At 71.3% G+C, this 15349-nt stretch carries 12 protein-coding genes and 1 pseudogene; 7 read left to right on the forward strand and 6 right to left on the reverse strand.

Features of this window, described 5'->3' with window-relative positions; genetic code table 11:
* Positions 1-85: 85 nt before the first annotated feature.
* Positions 86-1525, forward strand: a complete 1440-nt coding sequence (locus tag ACFWUQ_RS16550; RefSeq protein ID WP_384538384.1) for a lipase maturation factor family protein — start codon at positions 86-88, stop codon at positions 1523-1525.
* Here the strand turns inward: ACFWUQ_RS16550 and ACFWUQ_RS16555 are convergent.
* The 3 genes from ACFWUQ_RS16555 to ACFWUQ_RS16565 all read right to left on the reverse strand — a co-directional run bounded on the left by ACFWUQ_RS16555 (position 1511) and on the right by ACFWUQ_RS16565 (position 5027).
* Positions 1511-2494: an NAD-dependent epimerase/dehydratase family protein gene (locus ACFWUQ_RS16555; protein ID WP_384538386.1), complete on the reverse strand. Its 984-nt coding sequence runs from the start codon at positions 2492-2494 to the stop codon at positions 1511-1513. The two genes, ACFWUQ_RS16550 and ACFWUQ_RS16555, sit on opposite strands and share 15 nt — an antisense overlap.
* A 218-nt stretch (positions 2495-2712) precedes the next feature.
* On the reverse strand, positions 2713-2886 hold the full coding sequence (locus tag ACFWUQ_RS16560) for a hypothetical protein (protein WP_384538388.1): 174 nt from the start codon (positions 2884-2886) through the stop codon (positions 2713-2715).
* Positions 2887-3563: 677 nt separating this feature from the next.
* Positions 3564-5027: an SDR family NAD(P)-dependent oxidoreductase gene (locus ACFWUQ_RS16565; protein ID WP_384538390.1), complete on the reverse strand. Its 1464-nt coding sequence runs from the start codon at positions 5025-5027 to the stop codon at positions 3564-3566.
* A 184-nt stretch (positions 5028-5211) separates the two neighbouring features.
* On the opposite strand from ACFWUQ_RS16565, the pseudogene ACFWUQ_RS16570 reads away from it, so the two are divergent.
* Positions 5212-6024 (forward strand): annotated as a pseudogene (locus ACFWUQ_RS16570) (DMT family transporter); the annotation flags it as partial.
* 24 nt (positions 6025-6048) lie between these two features.
* Here the strand turns inward: ACFWUQ_RS16570 and ACFWUQ_RS16575 are convergent.
* Complete coding sequence (locus tag ACFWUQ_RS16575) at positions 6049-7410, reverse strand: transglycosylase family protein (RefSeq protein ID WP_384538392.1); 1362 nt, start codon at positions 7408-7410, stop codon at positions 6049-6051.
* A 553-nt stretch (positions 7411-7963) separates the two neighbouring features.
* The gene (gene panD, locus ACFWUQ_RS16580; protein ID WP_384538394.1) at positions 7964-8383 is read right to left on the reverse strand and encodes an aspartate 1-decarboxylase; all 420 of its coding nucleotides are present in this window, start codon (positions 8381-8383) and stop codon (positions 7964-7966) included.
* An 827-nt stretch (positions 8384-9210) separates the two neighbouring features.
* Between panD and ACFWUQ_RS16585 the strand changes: the two genes are divergently transcribed.
* The 5 genes from ACFWUQ_RS16585 to ACFWUQ_RS16605 are packed head-to-tail and all read left to right on the forward strand — an operon-like array spanning position 9211 to position 13414.
* On the forward strand, positions 9211-10608 hold the full coding sequence (locus ACFWUQ_RS16585) for an ATP-binding protein (protein WP_384538395.1): 1398 nt from the start codon (positions 9211-9213) through the stop codon (positions 10606-10608).
* A 20-nt stretch (positions 10609-10628) separates the two neighbouring features.
* Positions 10629-11018 carry a roadblock/LC7 domain-containing protein gene (locus ACFWUQ_RS16590; protein WP_031154726.1) on the forward strand — a complete coding sequence of 130 codons (390 nt, stop codon included), beginning with the start codon at positions 10629-10631 and terminating at the stop codon, positions 11016-11018.
* Between the two features lie 38 nt (positions 11019-11056).
* Positions 11057-11371, forward strand: a complete 315-nt coding sequence (locus ACFWUQ_RS16595) for a DUF742 domain-containing protein (RefSeq protein ID WP_384538397.1) — start codon at positions 11057-11059, stop codon at positions 11369-11371.
* Positions 11352-11975, forward strand: a complete 624-nt coding sequence (locus ACFWUQ_RS16600; RefSeq protein WP_384538398.1) for an ATP/GTP-binding protein — start codon at positions 11352-11354, stop codon at positions 11973-11975. Before ACFWUQ_RS16595 ends, ACFWUQ_RS16600 begins: the two co-directional genes overlap by 20 nt.
* Positions 11972-13414, forward strand: a complete 1443-nt coding sequence (locus ACFWUQ_RS16605; RefSeq protein ID WP_384538400.1) for a cytochrome P450 — start codon at positions 11972-11974, stop codon at positions 13412-13414. Before ACFWUQ_RS16600 ends, ACFWUQ_RS16605 begins: the two co-directional genes overlap by 4 nt.
* A gap of 261 nt (positions 13415-13675) precedes the next feature.
* On the opposite strand, the gene ACFWUQ_RS16610 is transcribed toward ACFWUQ_RS16605, so the two are convergent.
* A complete protein-coding gene (locus ACFWUQ_RS16610) occupies positions 13676-14761 on the reverse strand; it encodes a hypothetical protein (RefSeq protein WP_384538401.1) in 1086 nt (361 codons plus the stop codon).
* Positions 14762-15349: the final 588 nt, after the last annotated feature.

Below are 15349 nucleotides of genomic sequence, written 5' to 3' on the forward strand. Positions count from 1 at the left end.
GCGCCGGCCCCGCGGCCCCGCCGCGCCCGCCCGCCCGCGCCCCGCTGGTGGCCGCCGCCGCCCGGTCGGTCCGATACTGGAAGCGATGGACTGGTTCACGGCGCCCGGGTACTGGCTCGGCCGGCTGGTCTTCCAGCGGGCCCTGGCCGGTGTCTACGTCTTCGCCTTCGTCGGGGCCGCCCTGCAGTTCCGGGCCCTGATCGGAGCGCACGGCATGCTGCCCGTACCGCGGTACGTACGGCACGTGCCGTTCCGGCGCGCCCCGAGCCTGTTCCAACTGCGGTACTCGGACCGGCTCTTCGCCGGCTGCGCCTGGCTCGGCGCCGCGCTCGCCGCGGCGCTGGCCGCGGGGGCGGGGGACGCCGTGCCGCTGGGCGCCGCGATGGGCATGTGGGCGCTGCTGTGGCTCCTCTACCTCTCGATCGTGAACGTGGGCCAGACCTGGTACTCCTTCGGCTGGGAGTCACTGCTGCTGGAGGTGGGGTTCCTCGCCGTCTTCCTCGGCAACGCGCGGGTCGGCCCGCCGGTCCTGGTGCTGTGGCTGCTGCGCTGGGTGCTCTTCCGGGTGGAGTTCGGCGCGGGGCTGATCAAGCTGCGCGGGGACCCCTGCTGGCGGACGCTGACGTGCCTGTACTTCCACCACGAGACGCAGCCGATGCCGGGGCCGCTGAGCTGGTTCTTCCACCATCTGCCCCGACCGCTGCACCGGGTGGAGTGCGCCGCCAACCATGTGACCCAACTCCTGGTGCCAGTGCTGTTGTTCACCCCGCAGCCGGTGGCCTCGTACGCCGCCGCCACCGTCGTGGTGACGCAGCTGTGGCTGGTGCTGTCCGGCAACTTCGCGTGGCTGAACTGGCTGACGATCACCCTGGCCCTGTCGGCCGTGGACTTCACCGGGCTCGCGGGGGCTCCTCCGGCCGCCGCCTCCCGTCCGGCGCCCCTCTGGTACGTGGTCGTGGTCTGCGCGGTGACCGCGCTGGTGCTCGTCCTCAGCCGGCGCCCGGTGCTCAACATGGTCTCGCGGCGGCAGGTCATGAACCGCTCCTTCGACGCGCTGCACCTGGTCAACTCCTACGGGGCCTTCGGCTCGGTCGGCCGGGTCCGGAGGGAGGTGGTGGTCGAGGGGACCTCCGACCCGGTGCCGCGCGAGGACGGCGCCTGGCGGGAGTACGGCTTCAAGGGCAAGCCGGGCGGACCGCACGCGCTGCCGCGCCAGTTCGCCCCGTACCACCTGCGGCTGGACTGGCTGATGTGGTTCGCGGCGCTCTCGCCGGGCTACGCGCGGGACTGGTTCGGGCCGTTCGCGGAGCGCCTGCTGGCCGGCGACCGCGACACCCTGCGGCTGCTGCGCGACAATCCCTTCCCGGACACGCCGCCCCGCTTCGTCCGGGCCCGGTTGTTCCGCTACCGGTACACCACCTGGCGGGAGCTGCGCGAGACGGGCGACTGGTGGCACCGCACGCCGGAGCGCGTGTACCTGCCGCCGACCCGTCTCGCGGACGCGCCGCGCTCAGAGCCCGAGTAGGGCCTGCTCGCGCGCCGGGTCGAGGCCCGGGGCGGGCCGGTCCGAGCGCTGGGGCGCGACGCCTCCGAGTTCCCGGAGCCAGGTCCAGGTGTCGGCCACGGTCTCCTGCACGGGCCGGCACGTGAGGCCCGCGGCGACCGCCTTGGACACGTCGCCCCGGTGCATGGCGTCGTACGCCTCGCCCTCCGGCACCCAGACGGGGAGCTCCGTCCACGGCTGCACTCCGGCGTCCTGGAGCACGGCCGGATCGGTCCAGCGCAGTTCGGCGGCGCCGCCGGTGGTGGCGGCGCAGGCCTCCAGGAAGGTGCCCATGGTGGCGTGCCCGGGAGGCGAGACCAGGTTGTAGGCGCCGCCGAGCCCCGCGGCGGCCGCGTCGAGGGTCCAGCGTGCCAGGTCGCGTACGTCGATGTACTGGAGCGGCAGTTCGCGCGGTCCCGGGGCGAGCACCGGGCCGCCCCGGGCGGTGCGGTTCAGCCACCACGGCAGGCGGCCCACGTTCTCGTACGGGCCCAGGATCAGGCCGGCGCGCACCAGGAGGGCGCGGTCCCCGAAGGCGTCGAGGGCGGCGAGCTCCCCGCCCCGCTTGTCCTCGGCGTAGGCGACGGAAGCCGCGTCGGGTGAGCCCTCCACCAGCGGTCCGTCCTCGCCGATACCGGCCGGCGCCGGGTAGGCGTACACCGAGCGGCTGGAGACGTACGCGTAGTGCCCGGCGCGCCCGCGCAGCAGCCGGGCGCTGTCCCGCACGGCGGTGGGGGCGCCGCCCCAGGTGTCGACGACCAGGTCCCACTCCCCTTCGGCGAGGGCGTCGAGCCCTCCCGGCGCGGTGCGGTCGCCGTGCACGGCGGAGGCGCCGGACGGGGGCGCGTGGCGGCCGCGGTGGAAGACGGTCACCTCCCAGCCGCGGTCGAGGGCGTCCTCGGTGATGGCGCGTCCGACGAATTCGGTACCACCCAGCATCAGTAGCTTCATGCGCGTCAGCCTGCCGGGGCGGCGGCCGCGGCGGAAGCGGTGATCGCCGACAGCGATGACGCTCAGGGCGTACGCCTGCTGGGAACCCCCGACCGGCCCTCGCACCCGACACCCGGCCCCGGCCCCCGGCCTCCGGCCCCGCACGACGCCCCCCGCACGGATCGGTGCGGGGGGCGTCGGGTACGGCTGGGGTCCGGCGCGGTGGCGCCGGGGCCGTGCTAGTCGATGCCGCGCAGGATGTGCGACTCCGCCAGGTCGTCCTCGTAGCCGGCGAGGCGGATCGGGGCCGAACGGGCCCAGACCTCCAGGCTGCCGAGCTCGTCGGACCGGTGGGCGGTGCCCCAGCCCGTACGCTCCAGAACTGTCGCTTCGGGCTTCGTCGATTCAGTCACCGCGAACTCCTTTGTGTCGCGTAACCCGGCAGGCTGGCCGCGTGGCCGGGCAAAGGATGGGAGGGTCTCCGGACGCGGTGGCGCCTTGGTGAAGCGTGGCCCGGATAGGGGCCGTCTTGATGCCCCAGAGTACACATATGAGCGCACCCCCGCTCGATGGAACGGTAAAATTCACTCCTGTTCCTGAGTTTCACCGCGAGTTCGCGTAATCGTCAGCCGCACGGGCCACGTCGGTACGCCCGTACGGACCCGGCTTGCGGTAGGCGGATCGCAGCGGCCGGCCGCCCGTCCGACCGGCTGGGCGGAAGCCTCCGCGCACACCCCGACTCCCCTCCTTCGCCGGGGAGTTGAGGCCGGGCGGGCAGCGTCCCGGCAGCCGTGGCGGCGTTCCCGGCGGCGCCCGCGGACAGCGGATCGAGGCCGTTTCCCCTCTCCCGGGCCCGCCTTCGCACCTCAGAGAACCGCAGGTCACCGGCTTGGGGCGGGAGGCGGCGAAAATGCTCCGTCCGAGTGAGCGGACACGCCCGGCGGATCGTCGGCGTGTCGTCGGCGTGTCGCCGGGCCCCGCGCGAACGCGACCGGCCCCCTCGGGAAGGCCGAGGGGGCCGGTCGCGGACGCTCGCGCGGTCAGGCGCGGGGCGGAAGGAGGCGTCCCGGCGGTGCGCCGGGGCTGCGGGTTACCAGTTCGCGGGGGCGTAGTCCTTGAGGAAGACGCCGAAGAGGTCCTCGCCGGCCTCGCCCCGGACGATCGGGTCGTATACGCGGGCCGCCCCGTCGACCAGGTCGAGGGGAGCGTGGAAGCCCTCCTCGGCCAGCCGGATCTTGTCCGGGTGGGGGCGCTCGTCGGTGATCCAGCCGGTGTCGACCGCCGTCATCAGGATCCGGTCCTTCTGGAACATCTCCTGGGCGCTGGTGCGCGTCAGCATGTTCAGCGCGGCCTTGGCCATGTTGGTGTGCGGGTGCCCGGCGCCCTTGTAGCCGCGGCTGAAGACGCCCTCCATCGCGGAGACGTTGACCACGTAGCGGCGGCCGGCCTCGGCGGCCGCCATGGCCGGGCGCAGCTTGCTGATCAGGATGAACGGCGCGGTGGAGTTGCACAGCTGCACTTCGAGCAGCTCGATCGGGTCCACCTCGGACACCGTCTGGATCCAGCTGTTCGTGTCGTGCAGGTCCGGCACCAGGCCGCCCGCGTCGATGGCCGTACCGGCCGCGATCCGCTCCAGGGAGGCGGAGCCGGAGACCAGCGCGAGCTCGGTCACGTCCTGCGCACTCAGCTTCTCGCCCCTGCCGCTGGGCAGGGCGGCGACGCGGTCGACCGTACCGCTGCCGAAGGTGCCGATGACCTCCGCGGCGGGCAGCTCACCGGCCGGGAGCGGGGCGCCCTCGGCGGCGACGAGCTCGCTGTAGGCGCCCGGGGAGCGGCGCACGGTCTGCGCGGCGTTGTTGATCAGGATGTCGAGGGGGCCCTCGGCGGCGACCGAGTCGGCGAGGGCGACCACCTGCGCCGGGTCGCGGAGGTCGATGCCGACGACCTTCAGGCGGTGCAGCCACTCGGAGCTGTCCGGCATGGCCTTGAAGCGGCGGATCGCGTCGTTCGGGAAGCGGGTGGTGATGGTGGTGTGCGCGCCGTCGCGCAGCAGCCTCAGCGCGATGTACATGCCGATCTTGGCGCGGCCGCCCGTCAGCAGGGCGCGCCGGCCGGTCAGGTCGGTGCGGGCGTCGCGGCGCGCGTGGTTGAAGGAGGCGCAGTCCTGGCAGAGCTGGTGGTAGAAGGCGTCGACCTCGACGTAGCGCGTCTTGCAGATGTAGCAGGAGCGCGGGCGCTGCAGTATCCCGGCGATGGGGCCCTTGGCGGCGGTGGTCAGGGCGTTGCCCTGGGTCTCGTCGTCGATGCGCTCGGCGGAGCCGGTGGCGGTGGCCTCGGTGACGGCCTTGTCGTTGGCGGTCTTGGCGGCGCGGCGCTCCTGGCGCCGGCGCTGCTTGACCGTGCGGTACAGCCCGGCGGTGGCGCGGCGTACGGTGATGGCGTCGGGGTGGTCGACGTCGAGCTTGTCCAGCTCGTCGATCACACTGAGGCAGAGAGCCAGCCGATCGGGGTCGATGCCCGGCCCGTATGCGTGGTTGTCTTCGGTCACCGTCATGGCCGCTGCCGTTCCTCGTTCACTGGTCCGCATCCGCCTGCTGCGGAAGTCCCCAAAAGGGAAACTGTACGGATCCCCCGCGCCCGGACCAAAACCCGGCCCCGGGCCCCTCACCGACCGCGACCGCGCCACGACCCGGCGTACCGGCAGGAATAGCCCCGCCGGGGGGCGCATTGTGCAAGTCATGAGTGCGCTGGCGCTGTCGGTACTCCTCTGCGCGGTCTCCGCCCTCGCCTACGCGGGCGGCGCGATCGTGCAGGAGCGGGTCGCCGCCAGTACGCCGGACCGCCCGTACGCGCCGGTCCGCCGGGCCGCCTGGTGGGCGGCGGTCGCGCTGAACGGCCTGGGCGCCGTACTGCACGTCGCGGCCCTCGCGTACGGCCCGCTGAGCCTGGTGCAGCCGCTCGGGGCGCTCACCATCGTCTTCGCACTGCCGATGGCGGCCGTCCTCGTACGGCGCCGGGCCGGGGCGACAGCCTGGCGCGGGGCGCTGCTCGCCACGGCGGGACTGGCCGGGCTGCTGGCCCTGACCGGCGGGGAGGGGCGGGCGGCGCGGTCCCTCGGTGGTGAGGAGCGGATCCTGCTGCTGTCGGTGGCCGCCGCTTCGGTCGCCGTCCTGTTCGCGGCCGCCCACCGGGTGCACCGGGAGGTGGTGCGGGGAGTACTGCTGGCCACGGCCGCCGGTGCGTCCTTCGGCCTGGCCTCGGTGTTCACGAAGTCGGCGGCCGAGTCCTTCTCCCCGGGCGCGCCGGGCGTCCCGGCGGCGGACCTCCCGGCGATCGCCGTACTGGCGCTCGGCGGACTGCTGCTCTCGCAGGCCTCCTACCGGGGCGCGGGGCTGGCCGCGCCGCTGGCCACCCTGACCGTGGTCAATCCGGTGGTCGCCGCGGCGGTCGGCATCTCACTGTTCGGCGAGGGCTTCCGGTACGGCGCCGCCGGTGCGACGGCGGCGGCGGTCTGCGGCGTCCTGGCGGCGGCGGGCCTGGTCCTGGTCACGGCCGCGCCGCCGCACGGACGCGGGTCAGATGCGGACCCCGTGGGACCGGAGGTAGCCGAGGGGGTCGATGTCGGAGCCGTAGCCGGGTCCCGTGCGCATCTCGAAGTGCAGGTGGGGGCCGGAGGAGTTGCCGGTGGAGCCGGAGCGCCCGATGCGCTGCCCTCCGGAGACCTGCTGCCCGGCCTTGACGCCGAGGGCCGAGAGGTGGGCGTACTGGGAGTACCGGCCGTCGGTGTGCCGGATGACGACCTGGTACCCGTACGCCCCCGCCCACCCGGCCGAGACGATCGTGCCCGGGCTGACGGCCTTGACGGCGGTCCCGGTCGCGACCGGGAAGTCGACGCCGGTGTGGTAGCCGCTGGACCAGGAGGAGCCCGAGACGCGGTAGGCGGTGCCGAGGGCCGCGTCGACGGGCGCGGAGAATCCCCCCGTCGCGGGCTGCTCCCGCGCTGAGGTGTCCCGGGCCGGGGGCTTGGCGGGCTGCGCGGCGGGTTTGGCCGCGGGCTTCGGGGGGGCCGGCTTCTCGGCCGAGGGCTCGGGGGCGGGCTTCTGGGCGGGCTTCTGGGGCGGTGCGGGCGTGGGCGCCGGCGCCGTCCCGCCGGCCGCCGGCGCGCCGGGCTGCACCGGCTCGGCCGTGCGGGGCGGCTTCTCCGGGTTCGGGGCGGGCGGCGCGGTGGTGATCCGCAGGGTGAGGCGCTGGCCCGGGAAGATCAGGTCCGGGTCGGATCCGACCGTCGCGCGGTTGGTCTCGTAGAGCGCTTGCCAACCGCCGTCGACGCGCTGCTCGGTGGCGATGGCCGACAGCGAGTCGCCGGGCGCGACCACGTACGGGTTCGGCAGGACCGTGGTCCCCGTCGGGCGGGGCGTGCCGGCCTGCGGCGCCTTGGCCGGCGCGGGGGCCTGGGGGGTGGTCCGGCCGGCGGTCTGACCCGCCTGCCGCGGCGGGGCCGCCCGGTCCTGCTGCGCGGGGATCTTCACCTGCTGCGCGCCGACGGCCGGGGCCGGTCCGCCCCGGGTGAGCCCGGCTCCCTTGCCGCAGTGCGGCCAGGCTTGCGGGCCCTGCCCCTTCAGTACCTTCTCGGCCACGGCGATCTGCTGGTCCTTGGTCGCCAGGTCGGCCCGGGGCGCGTACGCGGTACCGCCGAAGGCCCGCCAGGTGCTCTGGCTGAACTGGAGGCCGCCGTAGTAGCCGTTGCCCGTGTTGATGCGCCAGTTGCTCGTGGACTCGCAGGCGGCCACCTTGTTCCAGGTGTCCACGGAGGCGGCGTGCGCGGTGCCGGCGCCCATGAGGGGCAGCGCGATCCCGGCACCACCGGCGGTGACGGCGAGCGAGGCCCGGTTGATGCTGCTCGGCTGATACCGGCGGTGCCGGCCCCGTACACGCATGGGAGCCCCCATCGAAGACATCAGGAACCGCACAACCTAACGTCGCGATCAAGGCATGACAAGAGGCGCAACAGGGCGCACGCGGACGGAACTTGGCCGCGAGCCGCGGGCCTGCGCAAACGCTCCGGGGCGGGCAAGCCGGGAGGGGACCTGTCGAGGCGGCACCCAGTGCCGGGGCCGGGCCTCGGTCGCCGGCGGTGCGCCGGCGGTTCGCATGCGCCGCGTCCCGTCCGGCGCCCGGACGGGGACGGGACCGGCGCAGCTCAGCTCAAGGGGCCGGGCTGCGGGATCGGGGCGGGTCCCGGCGGCGGGGGGACCGGGTCCGGCTCGGGTACGGGCCCGGGCACCGGCGGCGCGGGCCGCGGCATGGGCTCGGGGTCCGGGAACGGTCCCGGCGGCGGCGCCGGAACCGGGCTCGGCTCGGGCACGGGGGGCTGGGTCTGGTCTTCGCTGTGCACCATACGTTCCACCTTCCCGCGATCGGGGCGGGTACGCCCCCCGGACGGGGCCGTCCCGGGCACGGTACGGACCGGCCGGGGAACGGCCCCCGCCGTCAGACGGCTACGGCGTGGGGGCTGCGCCGCTGGTCCGTGCCCGGCACCGGGGCGGCCGGGTCCGTCCCCAGTTCGACGATCCGGTTGTCGCCGTCGACGTGCACCACGCGGGGCTTGAGCACCCGAGCCTCCGCGTCCTCGACCTGCGCGTAGCTGATGAGGATGACCAGGTCCCCGGGGTGCACGAGGTGCGCGGCGGCGCCGTTGATCCCGATGACACCGGACCCGCGCTCCCCCTCGATGACGTAGGTCTCCAGTCGCGCCCCGTTGGTGATGTCCACGATGTGGACGAGCTCTCCGGGCAGCAGGTCGGCCGCGTCGAGGAGGTCGGCGTCGACGGTCACGGACCCGACGTAGTGCAGGTCGGCCTGGGTGACGGTGGCCCGATGGATCTTGGACTTGAACATGGTACGAAGCATGCGAATACTCCCGATATGTCTGCTCCCTGCCTGCTCATTGCAGGTCAAGGGCGGTCTCCGCAGATTACAACCATTCGCATGTTCGGTCAGCTTCCCCAGGTCTTTCAGGACTCACTCCGACGCTCACGGCAGCGCTCGACCACGGCGATCGGCGCGGCAGCGCCGTGCCGCGCGGTGTCGTGGGTCTACGGCGGGTGCGCGCCGCCGCCGCGGACCCGGAACGGATCATGATCCGCTCCGGCTGCGCACCGGGCCTCGGCCCCGCGCTGCACGCCTGGCCCGGACAGGTGCCCGCACGGTGGCGTACAAGGACCCCGGCGCCCCGGCATGCACGGGCCTGGAGGCGACAGAGGCCGGAGCTGGGGGCCATGAGCAGCGAGCTGCTTAATGCGGTCGATTCCATGCATGTGCAGGATGCGCGATGGCGGTGATCGATCAACTATGGATCCAGATCGATCAACGGAGACTTCCGTCCCAGTCAAGGCCACCTGGCGTACCCGAACTGACTATGCTCGCCTCGCGTGTTGCGCTGCATTCACCGCGCGTCGAATGTCGCACTGCGCGCAGACGGAGCCCGGCCGCAGAGAGGCGTGACCACCGATGCGATCTCGAACCGGCCCGTCGGGCGAACCCATTGGAACATCTTTGCTCGGCCGAGCAATGTCCCGACTGTTCTTGTCGGCGCAATGCATCACGCCCAGTCCACTCATTCCAGACTGTTTAGGGACCCTTCGATGGTTCGTGCAGGTTCAACCCCTGGAGCGCTGCCACGTGCAATGGCTCCAGCATGGCTAATCCCCCCCGCCGCCCTGGCTGGGGCCTGCGTCGTGGCGCTGGTCTGTGTTTCCGCGCAGATACGCACGCCGGTTGCCTGGTGCGGCCTCGTCGCGGTCGTCCTGACGGCCATCACTTCGGCTGAGACGGCGCGCCGGACGCGCTCGGCAGAGGCGGCCCGCTTCGCGCGGGCGAACGCCGAGGTACAGCGGTACTACGCGCAACGCGAGACCGTGCTGCTCGCGCGCTTGTCCGATCAGCGGGCCACCACCGTATGGCTCGCCGAAGAGCTCCTTCCCGCGGCTGTCGCCCGCCTGCAGCAGGGTGAGCCCGTTTCGGAGATCCTGCAGTCCGTCCCGTTCGGGGGACATCTCGACAGCGAGTTCGCCGAAGCGCTCCGGGCAGCTCTGCGGACGCTCCTGGAAGCCGTGGATGCCGAGGAACGCACACGGGAATCGTCGCAGCGGGCCCTGGTGGCGATCGCCCGGCGGGTCCAGGCGATCGTGCATCAACTCGCCAAGGACCTGCGCGACATGCAGATCCTGCATGGCACGGATGTGGTGGTCTCCCATGGCCTGCAGGACATCGACCATCGCAATGCCCTGATCGGGCGCCTCGCGGCCAGCATCGCGGTACTGGGTGACGCCCGGCCCGGGCGCCAGTGGTCGAAAGCGATTCCGCTCTACGACGTCGTGCGAGGCGCCATGTCACGCATCGTGGACTATCCCCGCGTGAAGTTGCAGTCGGTGACAGAGGTCGCTGTGATCGGCCAGGGAGCCGAGCCGTTGATCCACCTGCTCGCCGAACTGCTCGATAACGCCACGACCTTCTCACCGCCGCACGCCCCGGTCGAGGTGACCGCGAGCGAGGTGCCCTCCGGTATCGCGATCGAGATCGAGGACCGCGGGGTCGGGCTCACCGAAGAGGTCCGCCAGCGCATCGACCGGGTCATGGCTCAGGCATCATCCGGTCTGGCGGACCTGGGCGAGGCGACGCAGCTCGGCCTACCCGTCGTCAGCAGGCTGGCCCGCGAGAACGGCCTCGACGTCGACTTGCGCACCTCCGCCTACGGAGGAGTGCGGGCCGTCGTGCTCGTTCCGCGGCGCCTGATCACCACAGTTCAGCAGCCTGCCCCGAAAGTCCAACAGTTCGCCCCGAGGCCCACGGGCGCACCGACCGTGCCGAGGCCGACGATGACGCGTGATGCCGCAGCAGATTCCGTCGAGGTCAAACAAACCCTCAATGGACTGCCGCAGCGGCGGCGTGAGTCGCCCGTCCCGACACCGGTCGTCCGCACAACCCCTCATCCCCCCGCCGCTTCGGCCGCCACCCCGGGAACGGCCGGCGCACCCAGGCAGCCGGGCCTGATGTGGGAGGCGTTCAGCGGCGAGAACAGACCGGTCACGGGTCCTTCCATCCAAACCAGCGAGCCATCAGACGAGGGTGAGTAACCGTGCCGCCACTGCTCAACATGGACTGGATGCTCAAGGAGCTTGCGGCCAGCGTCCCGTACGTGCGACACGTGGTCGTGTTGTCGTCAGACGGTCTATGCATCGGTCAAGCGAACACGGAGCCCGACACCGCTGACGCGATCGCGGCCGCCTGCTCGGGCATCCAAAGCCTGGCGAAGGCCATCGCGCAGAAGTTCCCGCACGGAAACGGCTCGACCCACATGGTCGGGATCGAAGTCGACGGCGGATACTTCTCCCTCATGGCGGCCGGACCCGGAGCCTATCTCGCGGTGCTTGCCGATGCGGAGGTGGACGCGGGGTTGCTGGGCGACCGCATGCGTACGCTGGTGGTCCGGATCGGTCAGCACATGACCAGCCCGCCTCGTGATGACATCGGGCAGGCAATGTGACGTCACAGAACCAGGACGCATGGGAAGAAGGAAGTCCCGTGCCGCTTTATGTCATCTCCGGTGGCCCGGGTCCCTCAGCCAAAGCCTTCAACCTGGTCACCCTCATCGCATCGAGGTCCGCACCCGAACCCGGAATGCAGCCCGAGCAGGCGGCCATTCTCGGCATGTGCCAATACCCGCTGTCGGTGGCCGAGATTTCCGCGTATCTCAGCCTGCCGTTCAGCGTCATCACGGTGCTGCTCTCCAAGCTCGTGGACCACGAGCGAGTTGAGGCCATTGCTCCCGTTCCTGTGGCGGCGGTCCCCGAACTTGGCCTTCTGGAGGCGGTGATCCATGGACTACGCAGGCTCTGACGCGGTCGTCGGCGGCCCCCGACGCTCGGCCGTTCTGCTGCCGCACGGCGCCAGAGGAGTCAAGGTCGTGGTGGTCGGCGGCTTCGGGGTGGGCAAGACGACCATGGTCGGGGCGGTGAGCGAGATCCCTCCCCTGACCACCGAGGAGACCATGACGCAGGCCGGCGTCGGGATCGACCACAATCCCGGTGCGGAAGGCAAGAACACCACGACCGTTGCTCTGGACTTCGGCCGCATCAGCATCAACGAGGAGCTGATCCTGTACCTCTTCGGGACGCCGGGACAGGAGCGCTTCTGGTTCCTCTGGAACGGCATCTTCGAAGGCGCGCTCGGTGCCGTGGTCCTCGTCGACACCCGCAGGATCGAAGTCTGCTTCGAGATCATCACCCGTCTGGAGGACCGTCGAGTCCCCTTCGTCGTGGCCGTCAACACCTTCCCCGATGCGCCGCAGCACCCGATACCAGCCCTGCGCACTGCTCTGGCACTCAACGAATCGGTGCCCATCGTCACCTGTGACGCACGCGACCGGTCGTCCAGTCGCGACACGCTGCTCTCGCTCATGGGCTACTTGTGTACCCTCGCCGCCGCTCAGGAGTCCGTATGACCGTCCCCTCCGACCACACCACCACGGAACCGGGGCTCACCCCGCCCCCGGGGTGCCCGGCCCACACCGCCACGGGACTCGACGCAGCGACCCCGCTCTGGGGCCCCGCTGCCGAGACCGACCCCATGGGCCTGTACGAGAAGTTGCGTGCCGTCCACGGTCCGGTGGCGCCCGTCCTGCTCGACGGGGACGTACGGGCCTGGCTCGTCCTCGGGTACCTCGAAAACCGTGATGTGGCAAGCCGCTCCACCCAATTCTCCCGCGACCCCCGCACCTGGCACGGCTGGAAGAGTGGCGAGATCGACGCCACCACCTCGCCGCTGGTGCCGATGATCGGCTGGCGACCCGACTGCGTATGCGCGGACGGCGAAAAGCACCAGCGCCTGCGCGGCGCGGTCACGGCCAGCCTCAACCAGTTCGACCAACGCGGAATCCGCCGCCACATCACCCGCTTCGCGCACCAGCTGGTCGATGAGTTCTGCGAGACGGGCAGCGCGGAGCTGGTCGGTCAGTTCACCGAGCACCTGCCCATGCTCGTTCTCACCCACCTGCTCGGAATGCCGGACGAGTACGGTCCCAAGCTCGTGCACGCCGCCCGGGACCTCTTCAAGGGCACCGAAACGTCGCTCGCGAGCAACGCCTACGTGCTGAAGACCCTTGAGCAGCTTGTCGTCGACAAGCGCGCGCTGCCCGGGCAGGACATCGCATCCGTGCTGCTGGCCCACCCGGCCGGCCTCACGGACGAGGAGGTGCAGCACCACCTGCGCCTCATCTTGCTCGCGGGCTATGAGACGACCTCGAATCTCATGTCCAACGTGATGCGAATGGTGGTCACCGACCCGCGGTTCCGCGGGTCGTTGGCCGGCGGCCAGATGACCTTGCCGGAAGCAGTGGAGCAAGTGCTCTGGGATGAGCCGCCGCTGATGGTGTGCCCCGGTCGCTGGGCCACCGGTGACACCACCCTCGGAGGGCAGGAGATCAAGGCGGGGGACATGCTCCTGCTGGGTCTGGCCGCCGGGAACGTCGATCAGACGGTCCGCCCGGACCCCTCGACCCGCGTGCACCACAACCGCGCGCACCTGTCGTTCAGCGCCGGCGCCCATGAATGCCCCGGCCAGGACATCGGCCGTGTCATCGCCGACGCCGGCATCGACATCCTGCTCACCCGGATCCCCGACATCAGCCTGGCGGTGCCCGAGGAAGAGCTCACCTGGCGCTCCTCCACCTGGTCCCGGCATCTGACGGCACTGCCCGTGAAGTTCGCGTCCCGCAGTCCGGAAGCCCATGACGTGCTGACACCGCTGCCGACCGCGCCACCGCCGAGCAGCGGCATTTCGACGGCGCCCCAATGGCCGCTGCCCGAACGGGAGTCGCCGCGCCCCACCGTCCCCCGCACCACGTGGCGGACGCGGCTGAGGCGCTTTCTGAGGAGGCTGTAAGCCTCGCAGCTCGCATCAGAACCGAACATCACAGCCGAGGAGGCTGCCGGACGGCGTGGGCCGGCAGCCTCCTGCGAGCTGGGCGAGCACCAACCACGTGTTCGCACCGTCAGGCGCGGCTCCTGAGTCGAAAACGGCTGTTTTGCCGGAACAGCAGGTCGTCCACAGCTCCCTGACCCGGGCGTTCGGCGTCTGTGGCCGGGCCGGACAACCCTCCTCGGCGGTGCAGCGCCCGGTGGACAGTGTCGACGTGGTGGGGCCTCATGACACTGAGACACAACGCCCGCCGGTGGGCACGGCGGCGGTGGAAGTCCGTTGCTCTTGGAACGGACCGTCTGCCGGCGCGTAACGAGGCGCCCCGGTGTACCACGCATGGAGGCCGGACAGGAAACTGCAAGCTCCCCGGAGCCACGACTCCAGCTCGATCCGTTCGCCGCGGTTCAGCCCGGCTCGCTGGACGACCAGGGGCAGTTCGCTCCGTGTGAGGTGCTCGAAGTGGCGCAGTCGGGCGGTCACCAGATCGGCGGCCGCATGCATCGCCTCCTGGACGGATATGCCCAGGGATGTCTGCAGGACTACGACGAGGTTGTTGACGTCGTGTTCGTCATGGACTTCCCGCTGATAGGAGGCAATGTCGTTCGCCATTCCCATGTAGTCCATGAAGGCGTCGAGCAACGCGCGGAAGGCTCGGTTGTGCCGGATCCGCTCAGGGATCCGTGCGCCGGTGGAGAGTTCCACGGAGTAGGGGGCGGTATAGGCGGCAAAGCTCTCACGGCGGAACTGGGCATACTCGATGAGATCCGGAACGCGGCCGGCGCGGCTGTTGGCCAGTTCCTGAACTCCCGCGTCGATGTACCTTGCCAGGGCACCGTTGAGGTCCTGCTGCCAGTGCGCCAGTCTCGGGGGGAACAATCCTTGCTGGAGGTCGGCCATGCCCCTTTCGACGGCATTGGTCGGCTCCGGCAACCGGGCGCCCGGCTCCGGCGGCAGGAAGGCATGGAGGCGGTCGGTGAAGGCTTGTGCGCCTGCGAGGTCGCCCGTCCGTTTGAAGGTGGAGGCGAAGTAGTCGTCCCAGGCCAGAGCCCAGAGGTTGAACCGGTGATTGAGCCGGAGGTCGGCGGGCGAGGCGTCAGGAAGAGCCCAGGCGGTCAGCCGGTCAACGGCCATGGCATGGAACTGGGACAGGGTCCAGATGGCCCGGGAGGCCGACGGCGCTTCGTCGCTGTCCAACATGCCCATCTCTCGCGCCCACGTCTCGGTCTCCTCGTGCAGGGCCGGCAGAGACGGATTCACCCGCACCGGGTACGGCATCCGCAGTATGGGCGGCTTGACGGCCTGCACTGTCATGAGATCCCTGCTTCCCTTTCGGCGCGTGGGTGGTGCGTGTGCCCCGGCGTGCCCTCCCGCGGCCGTGACGGGGATGCTGGTGCTCCAAAACGTGCGCCCACCCCGGCCAATCCGCAACCCCATGTAGCCGTCCCAGGACCGCGATTAGGGATGGTTTGCGGGTAATGAAACGATCCTTCTGGGTCAACTTGGCTCAAATTCGATCCCGAAGGTAGTCATGATCAACCAATGGTCGTCAGTCGGCATGCGCGAGCGAGCGGTCCCGATACGGCTCCGCACGGCGTGGGGGCCCGCCGCTCGCCCATCCGCGGCGAACAATATCGACCCGAAGCAGCTACGCGAGATGGCCCGCCTCAGGAGCACCGTGGCCTCGGAGCCCGGAACGCCTCCGGTTTACGGGTGCAGGGTCGCCTCGCCCTTGACGAGGATTCCCGTGCCCCGGCCCGAGCGCACGTCGACGGGCCCCGCGACCCGGACGCCGACCGGGATCACTGAGCTCTTTCAGGGTGGCCACTGATCGCGTGACGGGCCGGCGTCCCGCCCACGCCTACGCCACGGCCGTCGTCGATCACCAGTCCCGCCGGGCAC

Source organism: Streptomyces sp. NPDC058662, from assembly GCF_042716255.1.
Classification (GTDB): domain Bacteria; phylum Actinomycetota; class Actinomycetes; order Streptomycetales; family Streptomycetaceae; genus Streptomyces.

Bases quoted from the DNA above. Each gene is read 5' to 3' on its own strand.
- ACFWUQ_RS16550 (WP_384538384.1), top strand. From the start codon at position 86: ATGGACTGGTTCACGGCGCCCGGGTACTGGCTCGGCCGGCTGGTCTTC.
- ACFWUQ_RS16555 (WP_384538386.1), bottom strand. From the start codon at position 2,494: ATGAAGCTACTGATGCTGGGTGGTACCGAATTCGTCGGACGCGCCATC.
- ACFWUQ_RS16565 (WP_384538390.1), bottom strand. From the start codon at position 5,027: ATGACGGTGACCGAAGACAACCACGCATACGGGCCGGGCATCGACCCC.
- ACFWUQ_RS16575 (WP_384538392.1), bottom strand. From the start codon at position 7,410: ATGCGTGTACGGGGCCGGCACCGCCGGTATCAGCCGAGCAGCATCAAC.
- panD (WP_384538394.1), bottom strand. From the start codon at position 8,383: ATGCTTCGTACCATGTTCAAGTCCAAGATCCATCGGGCCACCGTCACC.
- ACFWUQ_RS16590 (WP_031154726.1), top strand. From the start codon at position 10,629: ATGGACTGGATGCTCAAGGAGCTTGCGGCCAGCGTCCCGTACGTGCGA.
- ACFWUQ_RS16600 (WP_384538398.1), top strand. From the start codon at position 11,352: ATGGACTACGCAGGCTCTGACGCGGTCGTCGGCGGCCCCCGACGCTCG.
- ACFWUQ_RS16605 (WP_384538400.1), top strand. From the start codon at position 11,972: ATGACCGTCCCCTCCGACCACACCACCACGGAACCGGGGCTCACCCCG.
- ACFWUQ_RS16610 (WP_384538401.1), bottom strand. From the start codon at position 14,761: ATGACAGTGCAGGCCGTCAAGCCGCCCATACTGCGGATGCCGTACCCG.